The sequence below is a fragment of the Microbacterium esteraromaticum genome, assembly GCF_900163815.1.
In the GTDB taxonomy this organism is placed as follows: Bacteria; Actinomycetota; Actinomycetes; order Actinomycetales; family Microbacteriaceae; genus Microbacterium; species Microbacterium esteraromaticum_B.
This window is the reverse complement of record NZ_FUKO01000014.1, coordinates 26,821-43,636: the sequence shown is the minus strand read 5'-3', so window position 1 is coordinate 43,636 and position 16,816 is coordinate 26,821. Positions and strand designations below refer to the sequence as shown.

24 protein-coding genes are annotated in these 16,816 nt (G+C 63.3%); 8 read left to right on the top strand and 16 right to left on the bottom strand.

Translation table 11 applies throughout. From position 1 onward, the window contains the following. Positions 1 to 91: 91 nt before the first annotated feature. Positions 92 to 235 (top strand): hypothetical protein, encoded by a 144-nt coding sequence (locus FM104_RS16460; RefSeq protein ID WP_179206676.1) that lies wholly within the window; start codon positions 92 to 94, stop codon positions 233 to 235. A gap of 17 nt (positions 236 to 252) precedes the next feature. On the opposite strand, the gene FM104_RS04940 is transcribed toward FM104_RS16460, so the two are convergent. Further along, positions 253 to 1,155, bottom strand: coding sequence for a LysR family transcriptional regulator (locus FM104_RS04940; RefSeq protein WP_087130352.1), 903 nt, complete (start codon positions 1,153 to 1,155; stop codon positions 253 to 255). A 72-nt stretch (positions 1,156 to 1,227) separates the two neighbouring features. Here FM104_RS04940 and FM104_RS04935 point away from each other — a divergent pair, with 72 nt between their 5' ends. The 4 genes from FM104_RS04935 (at position 1,228) to FM104_RS04920 (ending at position 4,055) form a co-directional block, all read left to right on the top strand. Continuing rightward, on the top strand, positions 1,228 to 2,154 hold the full coding sequence (locus FM104_RS04935; RefSeq protein ID WP_087130351.1) for a DMT family transporter: 927 nt from the start codon (positions 1,228 to 1,230) through the stop codon (positions 2,152 to 2,154). Between the two features lie 181 nt (positions 2,155 to 2,335). Further along, complete coding sequence (locus FM104_RS04930) at positions 2,336 to 3,007, top strand: LysE family translocator (RefSeq protein WP_087130350.1); 672 nt, start codon at positions 2,336 to 2,338, stop codon at positions 3,005 to 3,007. A 212-nt stretch (positions 3,008 to 3,219) separates the two neighbouring features. Further along, positions 3,220 to 3,525, top strand: a complete 306-nt coding sequence (locus tag FM104_RS16735; protein ID WP_373407834.1) for a GNAT family N-acetyltransferase — start codon at positions 3,220 to 3,222, stop codon at positions 3,523 to 3,525. Between the two features lie 191 nt (positions 3,526 to 3,716). Then, a complete protein-coding gene (locus FM104_RS04920; RefSeq protein WP_087130349.1) occupies positions 3,717 to 4,055 on the top strand; it encodes an ArsR family transcriptional regulator in 339 nt (112 codons plus the stop codon). Positions 4,056 to 4,752: 697 nt separating this feature from the next. On the opposite strand, the gene FM104_RS04915 is transcribed toward FM104_RS04920, so the two are convergent. From FM104_RS04915 to FM104_RS04905, 3 genes are read right to left on the bottom strand one after another with little or no spacing between them, the layout of a single operon-like run. Further along, complete coding sequence (locus FM104_RS04915) at positions 4,753 to 4,989, bottom strand: hypothetical protein (RefSeq protein ID WP_143738258.1); 237 nt, start codon at positions 4,987 to 4,989, stop codon at positions 4,753 to 4,755. 43 nt (positions 4,990 to 5,032) lie between these two features. Beyond that, a complete protein-coding gene (locus FM104_RS04910) occupies positions 5,033 to 5,446 on the bottom strand; it encodes a hypothetical protein (RefSeq protein ID WP_087130347.1) in 414 nt (137 codons plus the stop codon). Between the two features lie 46 nt (positions 5,447 to 5,492). Continuing rightward, positions 5,493 to 6,188, bottom strand: a complete 696-nt coding sequence (locus FM104_RS04905) for an SOS response-associated peptidase (RefSeq protein ID WP_087130346.1) — start codon at positions 6,186 to 6,188, stop codon at positions 5,493 to 5,495. 309 nt (positions 6,189 to 6,497) lie between these two features. On the opposite strand from FM104_RS04905, the gene FM104_RS04900 reads away from it, so the two are divergent. After that, positions 6,498 to 7,199 carry an AbiV family abortive infection protein gene (locus FM104_RS04900; RefSeq protein WP_040364787.1) on the top strand — a complete coding sequence of 234 codons (702 nt, stop codon included), beginning with the start codon at positions 6,498 to 6,500 and terminating at the stop codon, positions 7,197 to 7,199. Here the strand turns inward: FM104_RS04900 and FM104_RS04895 are convergent. Then, a complete protein-coding gene (locus tag FM104_RS04895) occupies positions 7,133 to 8,179 on the bottom strand; it encodes an IS481-like element ISKrh1 family transposase (protein WP_087130345.1) in 1,047 nt (348 codons plus the stop codon). The two genes, FM104_RS04900 and FM104_RS04895, sit on opposite strands and share 67 nt — an antisense overlap. Next, positions 8,176 to 8,631 carry a DoxX family protein gene (locus FM104_RS04890; RefSeq protein WP_026077386.1) on the bottom strand — a complete coding sequence of 152 codons (456 nt, stop codon included), beginning with the start codon at positions 8,629 to 8,631 and terminating at the stop codon, positions 8,176 to 8,178. The genes FM104_RS04895 and FM104_RS04890 overlap by 4 nt, the downstream gene beginning before the upstream one ends. Before the next feature lie 83 nt (positions 8,632 to 8,714). On the opposite strand from FM104_RS04890, the gene FM104_RS04885 reads away from it, so the two are divergent. Next, positions 8,715 to 9,266 (top strand): TetR/AcrR family transcriptional regulator, encoded by a 552-nt coding sequence (locus FM104_RS04885; protein WP_012397337.1) that lies wholly within the window; start codon positions 8,715 to 8,717, stop codon positions 9,264 to 9,266. Between the two features lie 30 nt (positions 9,267 to 9,296). Here FM104_RS04885 and FM104_RS04880 read toward each other — a convergent pair whose 3' ends face one another. Together FM104_RS04880 and FM104_RS04875 are read right to left on the bottom strand one after the other, a co-directional pair. Then, positions 9,297 to 10,283 (bottom strand): IS481 family transposase, encoded by a 987-nt coding sequence (locus FM104_RS04880; RefSeq protein ID WP_087130356.1) that lies wholly within the window; start codon positions 10,281 to 10,283, stop codon positions 9,297 to 9,299. A gap of 102 nt (positions 10,284 to 10,385) precedes the next feature. Next, entirely contained in the window at positions 10,386 to 11,330 is a 945-nt protein-coding gene (locus FM104_RS04875; protein WP_218778555.1) for a DMT family transporter, read from the bottom strand. Between the two features lie 71 nt (positions 11,331 to 11,401). Between FM104_RS04875 and FM104_RS16880 the strand changes: the two genes are divergently transcribed. Beyond that, the gene (locus FM104_RS16880) at positions 11,402 to 12,295 is read left to right on the top strand and encodes a LysR family transcriptional regulator (protein WP_087130344.1); all 894 of its coding nucleotides are present in this window, start codon (positions 11,402 to 11,404) and stop codon (positions 12,293 to 12,295) included. A gap of 310 nt (positions 12,296 to 12,605) precedes the next feature. Here FM104_RS16880 and FM104_RS04865 read toward each other — a convergent pair whose 3' ends face one another. The 8 genes from FM104_RS04865 to FM104_RS04830 all read right to left on the bottom strand — a co-directional run bounded on the left by FM104_RS04865 (position 12,606) and on the right by FM104_RS04830 (position 16,748). Beyond that, positions 12,606 to 12,848: a hypothetical protein gene (locus FM104_RS04865; protein WP_087130343.1), complete on the bottom strand. Its 243-nt coding sequence runs from the start codon at positions 12,846 to 12,848 to the stop codon at positions 12,606 to 12,608. A 30-nt stretch (positions 12,849 to 12,878) separates the two neighbouring features. Continuing rightward, positions 12,879 to 13,427, bottom strand: a complete 549-nt coding sequence (locus FM104_RS04860) for a thermonuclease family protein (protein ID WP_087130342.1) — start codon at positions 13,425 to 13,427, stop codon at positions 12,879 to 12,881. A 72-nt stretch (positions 13,428 to 13,499) separates the two neighbouring features. Beyond that, complete coding sequence (locus FM104_RS04855; RefSeq protein ID WP_087130341.1) at positions 13,500 to 14,105, bottom strand: hypothetical protein; 606 nt, start codon at positions 14,103 to 14,105, stop codon at positions 13,500 to 13,502. Between the two features lie 41 nt (positions 14,106 to 14,146). Then, positions 14,147 to 14,914, bottom strand: a complete 768-nt coding sequence (locus FM104_RS04850; protein ID WP_179206675.1) for a ParA family protein — start codon at positions 14,912 to 14,914, stop codon at positions 14,147 to 14,149. Between the two features lie 72 nt (positions 14,915 to 14,986). Beyond that, complete coding sequence (locus FM104_RS04845; protein ID WP_087130339.1) at positions 14,987 to 15,421, bottom strand: single-stranded DNA-binding protein; 435 nt, start codon at positions 15,419 to 15,421, stop codon at positions 14,987 to 14,989. Positions 15,422 to 15,533: 112 nt separating this feature from the next. Then, complete coding sequence (locus tag FM104_RS04840; RefSeq protein ID WP_087130338.1) at positions 15,534 to 15,779, bottom strand: hypothetical protein; 246 nt, start codon at positions 15,777 to 15,779, stop codon at positions 15,534 to 15,536. A 2-nt stretch (positions 15,780 to 15,781) separates the two neighbouring features. Further along, positions 15,782 to 16,027, bottom strand: a complete 246-nt coding sequence (gene nrdH, locus FM104_RS04835; protein WP_087130337.1) for a glutaredoxin-like protein NrdH — start codon at positions 16,025 to 16,027, stop codon at positions 15,782 to 15,784. A 358-nt stretch (positions 16,028 to 16,385) separates the two neighbouring features. Beyond that, on the bottom strand, positions 16,386 to 16,748 hold the full coding sequence (locus tag FM104_RS04830; RefSeq protein WP_087130336.1) for a DUF3846 domain-containing protein: 363 nt from the start codon (positions 16,746 to 16,748) through the stop codon (positions 16,386 to 16,388). Between the last annotated feature and the right edge of the window lie 68 nt (positions 16,749 to 16,816).

Genomic DNA, 16,816 nt, shown 5'->3' with positions numbered 1-16,816 from the left:
TTTGTGCACACCAGTACAGATCGGGCGTTGTCCACAGTCCCCAGCACAATGCCCGGATTACTAGGGCCAGCTGTGCCGACGACTTCGGACAATGACAACTGTCGTTGCTCTCACCGCCCTCGGGTCAGTCTTCGCGCAACAGACAGGGGCCTACACAGTCTTGGCGATCACCGCCGCACTGATCGGGGTGCTGGCCATGTCGCGATCAGGCACGGCATCCACAACATCTGACTGATCCAGCGGCAGGCCCCACTAAGCGGGAGACTCCTGTTCGGTGCCGGTCAGATGGTCGATGAACGCCTCTACGCGTCGCGGGGCCGCCCGGCCGTCCGCGAGGAGCTGGATATCACGGTGCATCTGCGTTGCCAGCGGCCGGAACACCACTCCGTTGCCGTCTTCCGGCTGTTCCGCGGAGGGGATGCAGGCGACCGCGAGCCCGGCCCGCACTAGAGCGATCTGCGTCGAGTAGTCCGCCACGAAGTATCGGACCTGGACTTCCACGCCGACTGTGCGCGCGGCCTGTACGAGTGCCCGATGCCCATCGGCCCCTTTGGCGCAGGTCGCCCAGCGATCCGAGGCGAGGTCGGGGTACCCAAGCTGCTTTCTGTCGCGCAGTGGATGCTGCTCCGACAGCGCGATCCAGGCAGTCTCCCGACTCAGCGTGCGAACAGTCGCATTAGCGGGCAGGCTGAGCTGTGCTGCGCTCCACGACTCGGCGAGCACGACGTCGAGACGGCCGTCTGCGAGCAGCTCGATGTGCCGGACAGTCTCGCCGTCTTCGACACGTAGCTCCACCCGAGGATGCCGAGCCTGAAACGCTGCGAGTGCATCCGTCAGTGGCGCGCGGAGCAGCGAGGCCAGCGCGCCGACGCACACCCGCCCGACCAGCTCCTCGCCGCGGTGTAGGTCGCTCTCCGCCTTCGCCATGAGGTCCGCGACCTGCCCAGCGTAACCGGCGAGCACCCGCCCCTCACTGGTCAGGCGCACGCCACGGCCGTCCGGGATTACCACGCGGGTTCCCGCCTCGGCCTCGATGCGTCGCAACTGCTGGGAGACGGCGGGCCCTGTCATGTGCAGCAGCGCTGCCGCCCCCCTGACGGACCCCGTTCGCGCGACGGCGTCAAGCACCCGTAGTCGACTCCACTCCACACTCATACGACATGCTTATCACTAGTGAGCAGAAATGAGAACTAGTCCTAAACTGTATCTGCTGCCTACCGTCGATCCATGATCTCGCTTCCCTCGCCCGACTCGAACCAGACAAAAGTCCTCGCCCCGGCGGCGGTCCTGGCTGGGGCACTGTGTCTGTCCGTCTCAGCGATCCTGGTCAAGGTCGCGGGCGTGGACGCGGCGACGACGGCGATGCTGCGCTGTGCCCTCGCCCTCCTGGCGCTCATACCGCTGGCGTTCGGTGAACGGCGTTGGCACGGCTCTCTTTCACGGCAGGGCATCGGTTGGTCAATCGTCGCCGGGGTCGCGCTCGGCGTCGACTATGCCGCGTGGACCGCAGCGATCTACGAGGTCGGTGCCGGGATCAGCACAGTGCTGATCAACGTGCAGGTTATCGTGCTGCCCCTGCTCGCACTCATCATCGACCGAGAACCAGTCGCCAGACGGTTCGTCTGCGCCCTGCCGTTGATGATGCTCGGGATAAGCCTCGTCGGCGGTCTCTGGAACACGGCCACTCTCGGCCCACAAGCGCTCTCAGGCACAATGCTTGGCCTGTTGGCCGGCGTCGGGTACGGGGTTTACCTCTTTCTCACCCGCCGCGCTACCCGAGGCGAACCCAGACACGCCGTTCAGCCGCTCGCTTGGGCAACGGCCTCAGCGGCCGTGACGACGGCACTCATCGCTCCCTGGACCGGCGGCCTCCACCTGACCGGCATCAGCCTGCGCTCCTGGACACTGTTGGCCGTGCTCGCCGTACTCGGCCAGGTCGTCGCGTGGCTACTGATCCACTACGGGAGCATCAGGATCGCGCCCACGACCACCTCGGGGCTCCTTCTGCTCCAACCCGTTCTCGCACTCGGACTCTCCGCTGCAGTGGTCTCCGAGCGCCCGACGACGTTCCAGCTCCTGGGATCGGCGATCGTTATCGCCACCGTGGCAGTGTCTAATGGGCTCTTCCGGAGACCCAGAGTCAGTCCTGAGTGAGGCAATTGCTGAACGAGCCGCCAATCTACGTAGGCTCACCGCGCTGCATCGGCGCGCTTACACCGACGCGTTCGAACACTCCCGGAATGGCGACATCCAGGACGCATCTCGCAGTGAGCTAGGCACTTGTCACTCGGGTCGAGTGCCGCATGCGTGAGGCCGTCTCCCTACACTCTTGGGGATGATCACTCTGCAGCAAGCCGGAGCGCTCGCACTGGCGTGCGCGTTACTGATCGCAGTTCCTGGCCCCAGTGTCATGTTCGTCATCGGCAGAGCGCTCAGTGTCGGCCGTTCGGCAGCCCTGTCGAGTGTTGCCGGCAACATGATCGGCTGCTATCTCGTCGGCCTCGCCGTGGCTCTTGGTCTGGGCCCTCTGCTGGAGCGTTCCGAACTGCTCTTCCAGGTCATCAAGTGGGCAGGCATCATCTACCTCGTATGGTTGGGAATTCGCACCTTCCGCAGCGCCGGTCCTGCTGTGGAGGGACCCCCTGGGGCAAGATCCGGCGACCACGGTGGCACGCCTGTGCAGACGTCGAAAGTGACATCGTGGGCCGCCGCGCGTACAGGGGTGATCGTCGGCCTCACCAACCCCAAGGCGCTGATCATCTTCACTGCGCTGGTCCCACAGTTCATCAACCCCGACGCCGGCGGCACCGCGCAGCAGATACTCCTGCTCGGTCTCGTCCCCATCCTAATCGGGCTGGTGACCGATACGGCATGGGCACTTGCTGCCGGACGGGCCCGTAGCTGGCTCGGCTCCTCGCCCCGGAAGATGACCATAATCGGCCGTACGGGCGGACTCGCCATCATCGGAGTCGGCGCCTCCACCGCCATCGCCGGAGACCCCCGCTGACTGCCCCCGAGCGCGCCACATAACGGTGGAAGCCACTCGCTAACGTTCTGTCATGAACATTCTTGTCCGACCGATCGCCGAGCGCGACGAGTCCGCCTGGTCCAAACTCTTCACCGACTACAGGGCCCTCCACGGCGCAACAGGAGAACCGGAGATCGTGAGCAACGCATGGAGGTGGTTGCTTCACCGCGAACACTCCTTGCTCGGGATCGTTGCCGTGGATGAGAAGAGACACTCCCGTCGCGCTGGCTAACCTGCGCTGGTTCGCGCGCCCAGACGACGGGGACATCGCGCTCGCTCTGGACGATCTGTTCACCGATCCCGAGGCGCGCGGATCCGGCGCGGCCAGCGCACTCTTACGCGAGGCGGCGGCCATCGCCACCGAAGGCGGTGCGACCGTCGTCCGCTGGATCACCGCCAACGAGAACACGACCGCCCGCCGGCTCTACGACCGGCACGCAACGAGCGCAGGGTGGGTGACGTACGACATGCCGGCAGCACCGCGAACGGATGCCTGACCCAGGCTGTCGACGACACCAACCGCGCGGCAGCCAGCACCCCCATCACCAGGCAATGCCACATATCCCCAGCAGTAGACCGCCAATCACCGATCAACTCCACAGGCGTCGAGGGCCGCGCAGCTGCGCGGCCCAAAAACGACCGATTCTGGGCTGTCCCATAGGTGGGACAGTCTGCTAGTGTCCCATGCATGGGACAGATGGAGTTCAGAGCGGAACGGAACGAGGCCGCGGACGATGCGTTGTGGACTGGCTTCGCAGTGGGTGCGACCGAGGATCAGGTACGGTACGCGATGAACACTGCTCGGGAACGTCTGGCGTCGGCCGAGAACGCGCAGCACCTGGTGGTCTTGCAGGCGATTCGTGCGCTCTCGACGCGCGGTCTTTCCGTGCGCGAGATTGCAGGAGTCGTCGGCATTAGCAAGAGCGCCGTCAGTCGACACCTACGGATGGGCATCGATGGTGTTGCAGTCCGTCAGGTGGATGAGGTCACAGCGATCGTGCGGCATGCGTGGGGCAGGGAGCGATAACGACCGTTTCTGGTCAGTCGTGAAAGTATCCGGCCGGGGCCATCTCAACCATCGCGGCTATCACACTGTCACAGCGCGCTTCCCGTCGTGCCAGCTCGGTCGGATCATCGATAGGCCATCCCCACGCGGCTCCCTCAACAAGGTCGCGCAGCATCCCGAGCCGTTCCCACCGTTCCCGATGCTCTGGTGCTGGCGTCCACGGCTGATATGCGATCTGAGTCACGGCAGTAATCCTCTCTCGCGCTTCCGACCTCGATCATCATCCATTTCGATCCTCACACCTCTCGTTCCATGTCTGTACCCTCTCGCGTGCTTCGGACAGTCGATAGTTGCGTCAGTCCCCAATCGACCGTCAGTGAGTCACCTGTCGGCCGCCCGGTTAGTCGTTGGTCCTGTTGAAGCGGGCGATCTCGCTCATACCGAGAATCCAGCCGCCACCGAGACCAACGATGATGATGCCGACGATGACGATTACTTCGAACATGTGAGTCTCCTTAGTGGTGGTGGGCGGTGCGAGAGCAAAGAGAGCGAAGCTGGAAGAAGCGGAGTGATGCTGGCCCCCGGTACCGGACTGAGCGCAGCGAGGGAGGATAAGGAGGGGGACAGTGGCACGCAGCGCCGGAAGCGTAGCTATCGTCGCGTAGCTCCGAACCACCACCACTAAGGAGACGGTGCTCGCATCCTCGACATTCGACCGTTACTGGTCGGCGTGGGCGTCGCCCAATTCGCCCGACCGAGTGAAGTAGAACACCACTGCCGCGGCGAGAGAGATTGTGGCGAACCACCCGACAGTGAAGGGCGAGAGCACCGCCTCCCCCGACTCATGGAGGCCGGCTGTGACCGCAAGGGCTATGAGCAGGATCGGCCCGAGCAGCACGAACGCAGCGCTGACGTGATGTGCGATGTCGCGACCGGCAACCTTCGTCGTTTCCATATCCATACCTTCCTCCCGGCCTCTGACAGTCGATCGCTCTTGGTCAGCCATTTAGGCCACCAAAGTTCGTCCGTACGATCGTGGGATCAGCCGACGTTCTGGTTCGTCGTCCGGCCGGGTACGGCGGGTAGGTCATCTCCCCTGGGAACGATGCCGAGTGGCGCTTGAGCGCATCGGCAGGCCATTCGAGGATCTTGTATGAACGATCTGCGAGTGCGCGCGGCGACAGATCGTTGTCATCGGGTCGCGCGAGGATCTGGGTTACTCGTCCCGCGGTGAGGCCCGCGGCCTTGGCGACCAGCGAGGGCGGCAGTCCCCCGCTCACTGCGTTGCGCTCGGCCTGTTCGAGGAGCTGCCTCGCCTCGGTCGCGAGGTTGCGCAGCTCGTGCGTGAACCTCGCAAGCTCGTAGACGTTTGCGAGAAGGTCTTGAGGATCCTGAGCTGACTCAATCGACATACCTTTACTTTACTAAAGTAAAGGGTAGTTGTCGAGGGTCCGGCGATCAGAGCACCGGCTGAATGAGCGAAGAGTCTGAGCCATCAGCGGTGCGTGAGTTGTTCACTTTGCGGTCGACGATGTGTTCTCGGATGGTCGAGGCGACGTCGCTGGACGTATGCTCAAGCATTGCCAAGGTCTCGGCCCTGACCTCTCCCGTGAGCTTCTCGGGTGTCAGCCAGGCATCCCAGGTGTCTGGTGTCAGGAAGGCGGGCATCCGGTCGTGCACCTCGCCGCTGGCGTCGCGAGCTTCTCGGGTGATGACGACGAAGCAGCGCGATCGCTCACCGTTGGGCAGTTCCATCGACCAGGTGAGGCCGGCTGCCGAGAGCAGGCCGTCACTGTGCAGGAAGTGCGGGGTCTTGTCGCCCTTCTCGCCGGTCCATTCGAAGTAGCCGCGCATCGGGACGATGCACCGGGCGGCGGAGAACGCGGGCGCCCAGAATCCCGTGGCAAGCTTCTCCATTCGTGCGTTGATGATCGGAGCACCCTTGGGACGGTTGGCCGGCTTCTGCCAGTCCCACCGCACAAGCTCCAGAATGCGCCCCTCACCCCGGTCCCGGACGATCGGGGCATCCTGCGTCGGGGCGATCGAGTAAGCGCCAGCCCACGACTTCCACCACTCCTCCGGCTTGCCGCCTTCCGCGACAAACTCCCGGATCAGCTCATCGGTCTTAGCGTCGTTCGCGAATCGTCCGCACATGCCTCGCAGGCTAGCGCGCACATCAGACGTGCGGAATCGCTACCTCTTGCGTCGCGGCGATCCGGTTCCTCGGACAGCCGATGTCAGCAGGCGCGCTTACTCTCATGAGCGTGGGGACGAGTCAGCGTGAGGCAGATGCGGCGGTTGATCACTTCCTTTTAAAGATCGCCCGGGAGAACCCGTTGCAATCACTCACGGAGAAGGAGTTGCAGCTCGACGTCTTGCCGTTGACGATCTACCCGCGTCCTCTAGTTGTACTGACCGGAGACGTTGATCGAGGATCGGCCGGTGACGCGAGATACTCGCTGCATGGGCGAGCCGCAGGTTGAAGAGGTCAGCGCAGACTTCGCGCGCCGATGGTGGAAGTCCCTGATGGCGAACGCGGTGGCGCTTGTGGAGGATGCCCACGCCCTGGCGGACCGGGGCAGTGCCGGCCGGGCTCAGGCGCTCCTGGTGCTCGCGATGGAGGAAGTGGCGAAGGCACGCTGGCTTTACGAGGCCGCCGAGTGGGAGTGGAGTGCACCTTTGAGCCTCTACGGGGTGCAGCCTCACGAACCTGGCCTGGTTCGGGTTCCGGACGGCCTACGCACCACCCGCGCACCACATGCAGAAAAGCTGCAGGTGGCGGAGCAGTTTGCGTCAGGTCTGGGTGGCTTCTGGGACCCAGACCGTCGGATCGAGTACTACCAGTTGCCGGACTTGGAGACGTTCCATGGGTTGGCGCGGCAGCGGAACCTCGACAAGCAGGCTGGCTTCTATGTCGACCGTGCAGCCGACCGGATCTCCTCGCCGCTGGACATACCCGCCGGGGGGATCGTGGAGCAGATTCGTCGAGCGGCCAAGGTAGTTCAGATGCATCTGATCCAGGACCACACCCGCCAACAAGACGCCTCCGTTCCTAGCCGGATCGACTCGGCGGAGGATCTCCACTGGACGATCCTTCCCTACTCGGACCCCGAGTTCTTCACCGAGGAGCCGCCCGGCGTGGGCGTCGAAGCCACCGAAGAGTAGCCAGCCGCTCTGAGTTTGGTGAGTGGCGGCTGGTTACCGCACGCGGTATGCGGTCGCACTTCGTTGTAGTGCCCCAGCCACGGCTCGAGCGCGTCGCGGCGTTCTTGCTCGCTGGTGTAGCAGCGGGCGTAGGCCCACCCGTCGGCCATCGTCCGGTGGAAGCGCTCCACCTTCCCATTGGTCTGCGGGCGGTACGGGCGGGTCCGTTTCGGCGTGATCGACAGGCCATGGCAGGTGTCGCGCCACAGGTGCGAGCGGTACGCCCCACCGTTGTCCGACAGCACCCGCTCGATGGTGACGCCATGGCCGGCGAACCACTGCACCGCCCGGCGAAGGACGGCGACGGCAGTGACGGCGGTCTCGTCGTCGTGGACCTCGGTGTATGCGACGCGGGAGTGGTCGTCGATGACGGTGTGGACGAACGCGTACCCGAGTTTCGGGCCGCCGTACTGGTTGCGCGGCTTGCCTGGCGTGGCGGCGCGGTTCTTCTCGCCTTGGCGGCGGCCGACGTACCGCCAACCGCCACCGTCAGGGATGTTCCCGACCTTCTTCACGTCCACGTGAACCAGCGACCCGGGGTGAGGGTGCTCGTACCGGCGGACGGGCTCGCCGGTGGCGCGGTCCACGCAGGACAACCGGTTCAGGCGCGCCGTGGTGAGGATGCGATGCACGGTGGACGGTGCGATGTCGAGTCGGGAAGCGAGCTGAACGGGCCCTTCCCGCAGTCGCATTCGAAGGCTCACGCAGCGCTTCGTCACCGACTTCGGGGTCTTGTTCGGCGAAGTCCTCGGGCGCGACGACCGGTCCTGCATGGACTCGCCGACCAGGTAGCGGTCGACCCATCGCTTCACGGTCGGCCATGACACTTGGAACCGCGCGGCGACTTCACTGATCGGCCAGCCGTCGTCGACGACGAGACGGGCGACCTTGAGTCGGTGTCGGGGCGTGAGAGCGGCGTTGGCGTGATGTCCTCGTGTCATGAAGCCAGAGCCACGAAGAGTGTCGCCGCGATGAAGACGCACTGCATCGCCGTTCGCTGCGGCAGGGGCGTGTTGGGTGAGTGCTCAGACCTACGGGCTTGTGACGCGTAGACATTCGCGGGGAACATCACGAACAGCAGCACGGCCAGACTGAGCGCTGCTGCCACGCGCAGCTGTCCCGCCTCGGGAGGAACGAGAAGGGCGACGGCACCCAGCAGCTCGAGCACGCCGGTGAGTGCGACCAGCGCGGCGGGATGCTTGAGAGCCGGTGGGACGATGGCGATGAGCCCTGCCCGCCGTGCAGGGAAGAAGTGGCTGGCGCCGGTCACGATGAACATGGCAGCCAGCCCCACAGCCGTGGCGGCGGGCCAGGAGGCGACGTAGCCGACGCCCAGCGCCCCCACCGCTCGGGCAAGAGTTGTGAAGACGAGCAGGACGATCAAAGGTGCCATGGGAACTCCCTATCTAGACAATGACTAGATCAGGCTAGCCTTTGATCTGGTCGATGCCTAGATCGAACTCATAGGGTGTGGTCATGAGCGACGGATATCACCACGGCGACCTAAGACGAGCACTCCTCGACGAGTCGGCGCAGATGATCGACGAGGTTGGACCCAGTTCACTGTCGCTGCGCGAGCTTGCCCGTCGGGCCGGGGTCTCGCATGGCGCACCCGCGCATCATTTCGGCGATCGACGAGGGCTGCTCACGGCGCTAGCCGCGCAAGGTCTGCGCCTGCTTGCCGCCGATGTGGCCGCAGCCACGGCTGGTGGCTTCGACGAGGCAGCAGTCGCGTACGTCAGGTTCGCACGTGAGCACCCTGGCCACTACGCCGTGATGCACAGGCCGGAGCTGCTCCACGCCGATGACGGTGAGTTGAGTGCAGCCCGGGCATCCTCGATGGAGGCGCTTATGGCAGGCGTCGAATCAATACCCGCAGAACGCAGGGCACACCTGACAACCTCGGAAGCAGCGCACGTGGCCTGGTCCCTGGTTCACGGGCTTGCATCCCTTGCAGCCGAAGGCGCTACCCCCGATCTTCAAACAGACGATCTCGCCCGCCGCGCCGCTCGGCAACTCTTCGCGTAAGTCTTCGATCAACGTCCCCGGTTAGTACACCTAGATGTACTGACCGGGGACGTTAGTCAATCGGGAGAACGGCGGTAGGCCACCACCGGCTGTATGGGGCCTGTGGTGGTTGTAATCGTGCAACCAGCCCTCTAAAGCGCTTCGGCGTTCGGCCTCCGAGGCATAGCAACGGGAGTAGGCCCAGCCGTCGGCCATGGTCCGGTGGAAGCGTTCGACCTTCCCATTGGTCTGTGGACGATAGGGGCGGGTGTACTTGGGTTTTATTTTGAGAGCGTCGCACGTCTCGCGCCACAGATGAGAGCGGTACGCACCCCCATTGTCAGAGAGCACTCGAGAAATAACGACGCCACGCTCGGCGAACCACTCCACCGCGCGATGCAATACACCAACTGCGGTCACGGCAGTCTCATCATCGTGGACCTCAGTGTAGGCGACACGTGAGTAGTCATCGATAACCGTGTGCACGAACGCATAGCCAAGCCTCGGACTGCCGTGTGCATTGAGCGACTTGCCCGGTGTCGCAGCGCGGTGCTTCTCTCCCTGTCGACGACCGACGTAGCGCCACCCGCCACCCTCGGGAATATTGCCAAGCTTCTTCACGTCCACGTGCACCAGCGATCCAGGTGATTCGTGCTCGTAGCGTCGGATGGGTTCGCCGGTAGCTCGATCGACATAGGTCAGCCGATTCAGACCGGCTGCTTGCAGGATTCGGTGCACCGTCGAAGGCGCAATGCCGAGTCTCGCAGAAAGCTGCACCGGCCCCTCGCGTAGACGCTGGCGGAGACTGATGCACCGCTTTGACACGGGTTTGGGCGTCTTCGTCGGAGATCTTCGCGGCCGCGAGGATCGGTCCCACATTGAGTCGCCTGCAAGATAGCGATTGGCCCACCTCTTGACAGTCGGCCAGGATACCTGGAACCGAGCAGCGACTTCACTGATTGGCCACCCCTCGTCTACGACGAGGCGAGCCACTTTCATGCGGTGGCGTGGGGTAAGGGCAGCATTTGAATGTGACATGGTCTGCATCCTCCATGAATAAAGGTTAGGTGTAGCCAAGCAGTTGAGATGGTTTTCGATTATCAATCAACGCACTTGGAAGTTCTTCAATTGGGTTTTGGATCACGTCGAATCTGGTAGATGCCTACGGCCGCGCAGATTGTAAGGGACGTTCGATATCGCGACGGAAGCGACGACGATACCCGCCCCTACAAGTTGGACCGGTGTGGGACGCTCGGACAGAATGGCCGCGGCAAGGCCAAGCGCAAGAACTGGTTGGATCAGCAGGAGCGACGCAGTGCTTGTTGACGTGATCCGATTGCTTCCGTAGTTGATCAATAGCCATGCAATAACTTGTCCGAGCACCGAAAGAGCTACCATCAGCATCCAAGACTGAGCGCTGATGCCGGCTAAGTTGAGTCCGCCGGAAAAGAGGGAGATGACTGTTGTAGCCACAGCTGCGGATGCGGTAGCCCAGGCCAGAGATTGGATTATTCGGGCGGAGTCTTTCCCTGTGGCGCGTCGGGTGAGGAACAGGTAGACGCCGTATCCGAGTCCGGCGCACAGACCCAATAGCGTTCCGGTAAGGGCACTCCGGCTCGCAGCAGAGCTCTCCCATAGCCCACCTACCAGGCTGATACCTAGCATCATCAGTGGCAATATCATTAGAAAGCGCTTCTTGATCCGTTCCCGATCGACGAGGAAAGCCAAAAGCGGAAGCACAATCACCTGCACGTTGATCAGCACTGTGCTAATCCCTGCTCCAACCTGATAGATCGCGGCCGTCCAGGCGGCATAGTCGATGCCGAGTGCGATCCCGGCGGCGATCGCCCACCCAGCACCGCTTGTTGACAATCGGCCGCGCTTGACGCCTTCAGCCCACGCTAAAGGAGCGAGTATGAGCACGGCTATAGCACAGCGCAGCATTGCAGTGGTTGCAGAATCCACTGCGGCCAGCTTGACCATAATTGCTGACATAGACAGGCATAGCGCACCTGAAAGTATGCTTGCCGACGCGATCGCTTGCATCGAGCGAGATTTGTCCCTGAGGGTGAGGTCATACTCCATAATTCGACTGTCCCACCCCAGACTGATTAGCACTACTTCCGATTTCTTCCGACTAATGGTAAGTATTGCGTATGCGTGTGGAGTGGAGCCGATTGCGAATACTTGATGCTGTCGCGCGAGCCGGCTCGGTGACTCGGGCAGCAGCGATGCTGTATATGACGGGCCCGGCCGTATCGCAGCAATTGCGGCGCATCGAGGCAGAGGCTGGTGTCCGAGTCGTCGCCCCCGACGGACGTGGAGTGCGTTTGACCAGTGAGGGTAGGGTTCTGGCAGGTTATGCCTCTCAAGTCGCTGAACTCATGGCTTGCGCAGAAAACGATCTTCGCTCCGGAGACGAACTCGTCGGACGTATTCGCATCGGCGCTCTCGCCTCGACTATTCGCGGCTCTCTTGCTGACCAGCTGTCCGTTTTTCAAAGTCGCCATCCGCGCGTGGAATTGTGCGTGGAGGATGGGGAAACGGTATGGCAACTGGAGCGGCTGCTCGATAGTCGCTTGGACCTTGTTCTTGCCGAATCTTGGAGCAGTTTTCCGATCAACCTGCCTGCAGGAGTATCTACACGCGGTTCGACGAGTGAGGCGCTATGCATCGCCCTTCCGCGGAATCATCGGCTTAGCAATAATCCAACACTCGAGCTAGTAGACCTGAGCGGTGAGGTCTTCGCAACTTGCGGCCGAGATTCCGATGGCCACCAGGCACTCGTACAGCTCGCCCGAGCTAAAGGAGTTGAACTTGACTTTCGGCACTACGTCGCGGATCACTCTACACAGCTCGCGCTTGTTCGCGCTGGCCTCGCTATTGCCTGCGTCCCCGTTTCGGCGCAACAACTCGAGCGTAGTGAGGTCGACTATCGGGAGTTCAGCTCTGTTTTGAACCGAGACACCCTGTTGGTCACCAGGGATAACAGCCAACCGCTCGAAGTCGACGGTCTTGTGGCTCACCTCGCAGCCACTCCTGACGGTTGAAAAACAACTGGACCAGTTGAATCCATGAACTCGCTATTGGCAAGGACATATCGATGGGCCCGATTCGATCAACCTCTCCGGTCAGTACATCTAGTCGCCAAGGCATGGGTTCGGTTCGGGGCGATCCCTTCGCACGTCAGCTGCGTTATCGTCCGGAGCACTTCGACGGCTGCCGGAATCGAGTTCCGCATTCGCGACAAGGTGTTTCGCTGCTGGGTATGGGGAAATGCCGTCACGACATCGAACGAAGGCGATGTCAGAGTTCTCCCCTAAGCTCCGCGGCCCGTACCCGTTTCCGATAACTTCGCTCCTATCGCGTGGCGCGGATCTCGCAATCGGATTCCTCCGAGGCGATGAAGACGGACTCGATGGACGTCTCCCAGTGCTTGTAGCGGCCGGATTCCTCGAGCTCCTGCTCCAGCGTTCTCACGAACGACGTTGTAGCGGAGCCGATGTGGGGCAGGAACGGCCCGTAGTAGGTCGTCCTCTCGTACCCGTCGTGGTTGAGCGTGGTTGCCTTGACAATCACGGCGGTACTGGTGCGGGTGGTCACAGCTGGATTCTCCTTTAGAGTCCTGACATCTCAGCGCGGGCATGCGCCCCAGAGGCCGAGTTGTTCATCTCGTGCGGTCGATTCTGCGGCCCGGTAGTCGGTCTGACCTGCGTAGGGGGCCGCGTAGGTGTATTCGACGCCTACGCCGCCGCTAAGGGCCGCGAGAGCGGCGTTCTGGCCGTCGATGTAGACGTGCCGGAGTAGTCGGCCGTAGTCGTCGACGGCCTGCTGGCTGGAGTCGGTGCGCAGTTCGACAGTGTGGCCGTACAGCAACTCATCAAGGAAGGTTCTGGCTTCCTCTGCGTAGCAATCGGTGACCTCGCCGGCATCGCGCCCGATCTCGGGTGTATCAATGCCGATGATCCGTACCCGCTCAGTGGTGCCGGACAGCTGCACGTCGATGGTGTCGCCGTCGACGACAGCGACGACCTCGCCGGTCTCGGATTGCTCGGGCTGGTGCTCTAGCTGCACGGCGCCGAGGATCCCGACTACGGCGACCACACCGAGAATGATCACGCCGAGGATCCCGCCGGCCAGGCCGACGGTTCTCAGTGCTCTGGTTCCGCGCCTGGTCGTCATGGTGTGCTCCTTGTTGATGTGGGGTGGTTAGTCCCGGTGGTCTGCCGTGTCTGGTTGGTCTATCGTGTGCGACTAGCGCACGAGCCGGTTGGGTAGGCGTTCGGGCGGCGTCGGCAGCGTGCCTCCGTTGCCCGCGCGGGCCTCGTCAATGGCGATGCCGATTGCTTCGGCGGCCCATGCGCTATCCGATGGCCAGCGGCCGGCCTGCTGATCTGCGGTGATCGCTGCGCGCATGCGCTTCATCGTGACGGTGGGGATGTTGAACGAACGAGTGGAACCGGTGCGTTCCTCAGAGCGCACGCGGAGCCCGCCCTGCGCGGCCCGCTGCTTCGGAGTCCGCGCCGCGTGAGCATCGAGCGCTGCGGCGATCCAGCGGGCGAACGTATCCGCCTCTCCCCCGTTCGTCCAGTCAGCGAGGTAGCCCGCTCGAGCACCGTTGAACTCGGCGGGGGTGAGATAGATGCCCAGACGGTCGGTGTCACCGGGGGGCGTCTGCGCGCGCTTCTTCTCGCGTGCTGCTTGAGGAGCCGCGTTCTGTCCGGCGGCGGGCTCCGCGGCCGGCTCGACAGGCTCGGCAGCTGGGGCCACCGGCGCCTGCTCGGCAGGCGCGTCGACGGGTTCATAGAAATCGTGGGCGATCGCGGCCGCGTTGCGGTCGCGGAGGCTTCGACGAGCCATTGTGGTCTCCTTAGTTTGGTTGGTCTTTGCTGGGCTGTTGATCAGGGCACTTGCGGGACGGGAATCCCGGTGATCGTGGCGAGCGTCTGGGCGTAGTCCTCGGCGATCGCGGAGCGTGGTGCGTAGACGCTGACTGGCTTGCCGTCGGTGTAGGCGTCTTTGGCGGCTACGGCCTCACGGACGGGGCTGGTGACGCGGCCGGGGTACTGCTCGGTGAGCAGTTCTAGAACCTCTCGGTCGATCAGTTGCCGATTGTGGTACTTGGTGGGGACCACCCAGTGGAGGCGCTGGCCGGGGCGTAGCCGGGGGGCGACTCGCTGCGCAATAAATTGATCGAGCTTGCCGAGCTGGTCGTACGCTTCGGTTGCGCATTCCACGGGTGCTATCACGACGTCGGCAGCGGCGAGGGCCGAGAGCGTCAGTAGGCCCAATGCCGGCGGGGTGTCGATCACAACGTCGTCCCACTGGTCGACGAACTCGGGGAGGTGATCGCGCAGGGCCGTGATGATCTCGGGCCGCTGGTCCAGCCCTGCGAGGTCTTGAGTCCCCACGAGGACACGCGCTCCCGGAACGCTAGGCGACGGAATCGCCGCCTCGAACGCGGACGCTTCCCCCACGAGAACGTCGGCCGCGACGGCCGACACTTCGGTGTCGTCCGTCACGCCCAGGCGCGTGGTGAGGTTGCCCTGCTGGTCGAGGTCGATCGCCAGCACGCGCCGGCCGGAGGCTGTGAGAAACGCGACGAGATCGGCCGCGGTGGTGGTCTTGCCCGATCCGCCTTTGAGGATCGAGAGCGTGTAAACAGTCAATGTGGTCTCCTTGGTCGATGATGTGCGCGGGGCCGGGGGCGGCTGCAGCCTCTCCCCCGGCCTCTGACGGGCTTAGAACGGGCTGTCACCGTCGGGAATGTCAGCGACTTCCCACGAACCGTTCTGGTCGTCCTGCTCCCCTGCTCCGGCCTTGTGCTCGGCCTTCTGAGCGGTGACCGTGTGGTACTTGAGGCTGAATCCAACCTCAATGGCCGTGACCTGCTGCGCAGTGCGCTGCTGCTCGGTCGCCTTATCGGTCCATCGGTTGGTTTCGATGCGCCCCTCGACAGTCACGCGCTCTCCCTTGTGACACGAAGCGGCGACGTGCTCGGCCTGGTCACCCCAGACCTCGACGCGAAACACGTTGGGCTCCTCGTTCTCCCAGCCGTCCGCGGTGCGGCGCCGGCGGTTCTCCATAACAGTGAAGCGAGCGACGGCCCGGCCGTTCGGAGTGGAGCGCAGCTCCGGGTCTGCGGCGAGGTTTCCAGCGAAGGTGATGAAAGACATGGGTTTTACTCCTTGTTGATGTGGGCGGTTAGTCCCGATGGTCTGCCGTGTTATTAGTATCAGTCTAGCCTAGTTGGTCAATAAGGTCTAGTAATGCTGGCGTGTTCTTCCTTTATGGTGACTCCTTCGTTTCGGGCGGTTCCAGCTGCTCCCCCTCCGACAGTCGACGCTGAAACTCTGCGATCTGCTCGGGGCTGTAGTTGGCTTTCATGTACCAGTGGTTCGTCTGCCGCTGCCAGTAGTCGACGTCGCCCCGCAGGTCCGCGTTCTCGGCTTGCAGTCTGGCCAGCTCCTGGCGCATGAAGTGGTGAGCCTCCCAGGAGACAGGCCCGCGCTCTTCCGCCTGCTCGTCAGACATAGTTACACCAGGTGAGCCGCGACGCGCTCGATGTGGCCGGGACGAAAGCCGCTCCAGTGATCCTCGTCGTCGACGACCACGACCGGAGCCTGTATGTATCCGAGTTCCTTGACGTACTCCAGCGCAGCTTCGTCCTCGCTGATATCCACGATCTTGTACGGAATGTTCTTGGCGTCCAGCGCCCGATAGGTGGCATTGCACTGAACACAGCCCGGCTTGCTATAGACCCGCAGCTCGTTCTCGATCATGTTCTCTGTCCTTTCTCGTCCAATTCGCTGGCTCGTTCCTGATAAGCGGAGCAGTGCCGCAGCAGCAGGGCCGGAACACAACCGCAGGCGGTGGAGGAGAGAATTTTGCCGCGATGTGAGGGAGCGTAGCGAACGCGTGGCAAAAATCTCGGAGGAGCCGGCCCCGTAGGGGCTTGTGTGCCGGACCGCGGCGGCAATGATGGAGCGTCAGGAACGATGCCCGAAGTCGTTGAACCGTGCGGCCCGAAGGGTCGCGCCTCCGATCGCGCAGCGATCTGTGAGGGCGGGTCGGCGCTCCGTCGCCGGCCCGCCCGAGCCGGGAGGCCCTGGGCTCGATGCCCTGGGGCCTCCCCCGCCCTCAGCCCTTGGCGATCACGACCGCTCGCAGGATCGCGCGCTTCTGGTCTTCCGTGAGGCTGACATGGTCGCCCTCGTCCGTGTAGCCGAGGAAGACGACGGGGCCGGCGATGTAGTCGCCGGGAAGGAAGCGAAAGCCGAGCACTAGCGCCACGGCGCTGGCCAGGTCGTTGGGTTCTGCTCCGGTGAGCTTTCCCTCCTCGTCGAATATGGCATCGATGCCGCCGGACAGCTCGATCGTCTCGATACGTTCGCAGCCGATCGAGCTATACAGCGATCGCAGCATGTCTGAGCCGTCAAGCTCGGCCGTGGTGACGGTCTGGTCAACCGAGGCGTCAACGCGAATTCCGGTAAAAGTGGCCATTATGTGCTCCTTGTCGATGTGGGGTGGTTAGTCCCGGTGGTCGGCCGTGTTGTTAGTATCAGTCTAGT

Coding starts and splice junctions, on each gene's coding strand:
- FM104_RS04900 (WP_040364787.1), top strand. CDS start 6,498: ATGGGCGAGCCGCAGGTTGAAGAGGTCAGCGCAGACTTCGCGCGCCGA.
- FM104_RS04895 (WP_087130345.1), bottom strand. CDS start 8,179: ATGACACGAGGACATCACGCCAACGCCGCTCTCACGCCCCGACACCGA.
- FM104_RS04885 (WP_012397337.1), top strand. CDS start 8,715: ATGAGCGACGGATATCACCACGGCGACCTAAGACGAGCACTCCTCGAC.
- FM104_RS16460 (WP_179206676.1), top strand. CDS start 92: ATGACAACTGTCGTTGCTCTCACCGCCCTCGGGTCAGTCTTCGCGCAA.
- FM104_RS04855 (WP_087130341.1), bottom strand. CDS start 14,105: ATGGCTCGTCGAAGCCTCCGCGACCGCAACGCGGCCGCGATCGCCCAC.
- FM104_RS04940 (WP_087130352.1), bottom strand. CDS start 1,155: ATGAGTGTGGAGTGGAGTCGACTACGGGTGCTTGACGCCGTCGCGCGA.
- FM104_RS04840 (WP_087130338.1), bottom strand. CDS start 15,779: ATGTCTGACGAGCAGGCGGAAGAGCGCGGGCCTGTCTCCTGGGAGGCT.
- FM104_RS04845 (WP_087130339.1), bottom strand. CDS start 15,421: ATGTCTTTCATCACCTTCGCTGGAAACCTCGCCGCAGACCCGGAGCTG.
- FM104_RS04935 (WP_087130351.1), top strand. CDS start 1,228: ATGATCTCGCTTCCCTCGCCCGACTCGAACCAGACAAAAGTCCTCGCC.
- FM104_RS04915 (WP_143738258.1), bottom strand. CDS start 4,989: ATGGAAACGACGAAGGTTGCCGGTCGCGACATCGCACATCACGTCAGC.
- FM104_RS04930 (WP_087130350.1), top strand. CDS start 2,336: ATGATCACTCTGCAGCAAGCCGGAGCGCTCGCACTGGCGTGCGCGTTA.
- FM104_RS04890 (WP_026077386.1), bottom strand. CDS start 8,631: ATGGCACCTTTGATCGTCCTGCTCGTCTTCACAACTCTTGCCCGAGCG.
- FM104_RS04880 (WP_087130356.1), bottom strand. CDS start 10,283: ATGTCACATTCAAATGCTGCCCTTACCCCACGCCACCGCATGAAAGTG.
- FM104_RS04905 (WP_087130346.1), bottom strand. CDS start 6,188: ATGTGCGGACGATTCGCGAACGACGCTAAGACCGATGAGCTGATCCGG.
- FM104_RS04875 (WP_218778555.1), bottom strand. CDS start 11,330: ATGGAGTATGACCTCACCCTCAGGGACAAATCTCGCTCGATGCAAGCG.
- FM104_RS04830 (WP_087130336.1), bottom strand. CDS start 16,748: ATGGCCACTTTTACCGGAATTCGCGTTGACGCCTCGGTTGACCAGACC.
- nrdH (WP_087130337.1), bottom strand. CDS start 16,027: ATGATCGAGAACGAGCTGCGGGTCTATAGCAAGCCGGGCTGTGTTCAG.
- FM104_RS04860 (WP_087130342.1), bottom strand. CDS start 13,427: ATGACGACCAGGCGCGGAACCAGAGCACTGAGAACCGTCGGCCTGGCC.
- FM104_RS16880 (WP_087130344.1), top strand. CDS start 11,402: ATGCGTGTGGAGTGGAGCCGATTGCGAATACTTGATGCTGTCGCGCGA.
- FM104_RS04910 (WP_087130347.1), bottom strand. CDS start 5,446: ATGTCGATTGAGTCAGCTCAGGATCCTCAAGACCTTCTCGCAAACGTC.
- FM104_RS04920 (WP_087130349.1), top strand. CDS start 3,717: ATGGGACAGATGGAGTTCAGAGCGGAACGGAACGAGGCCGCGGACGAT.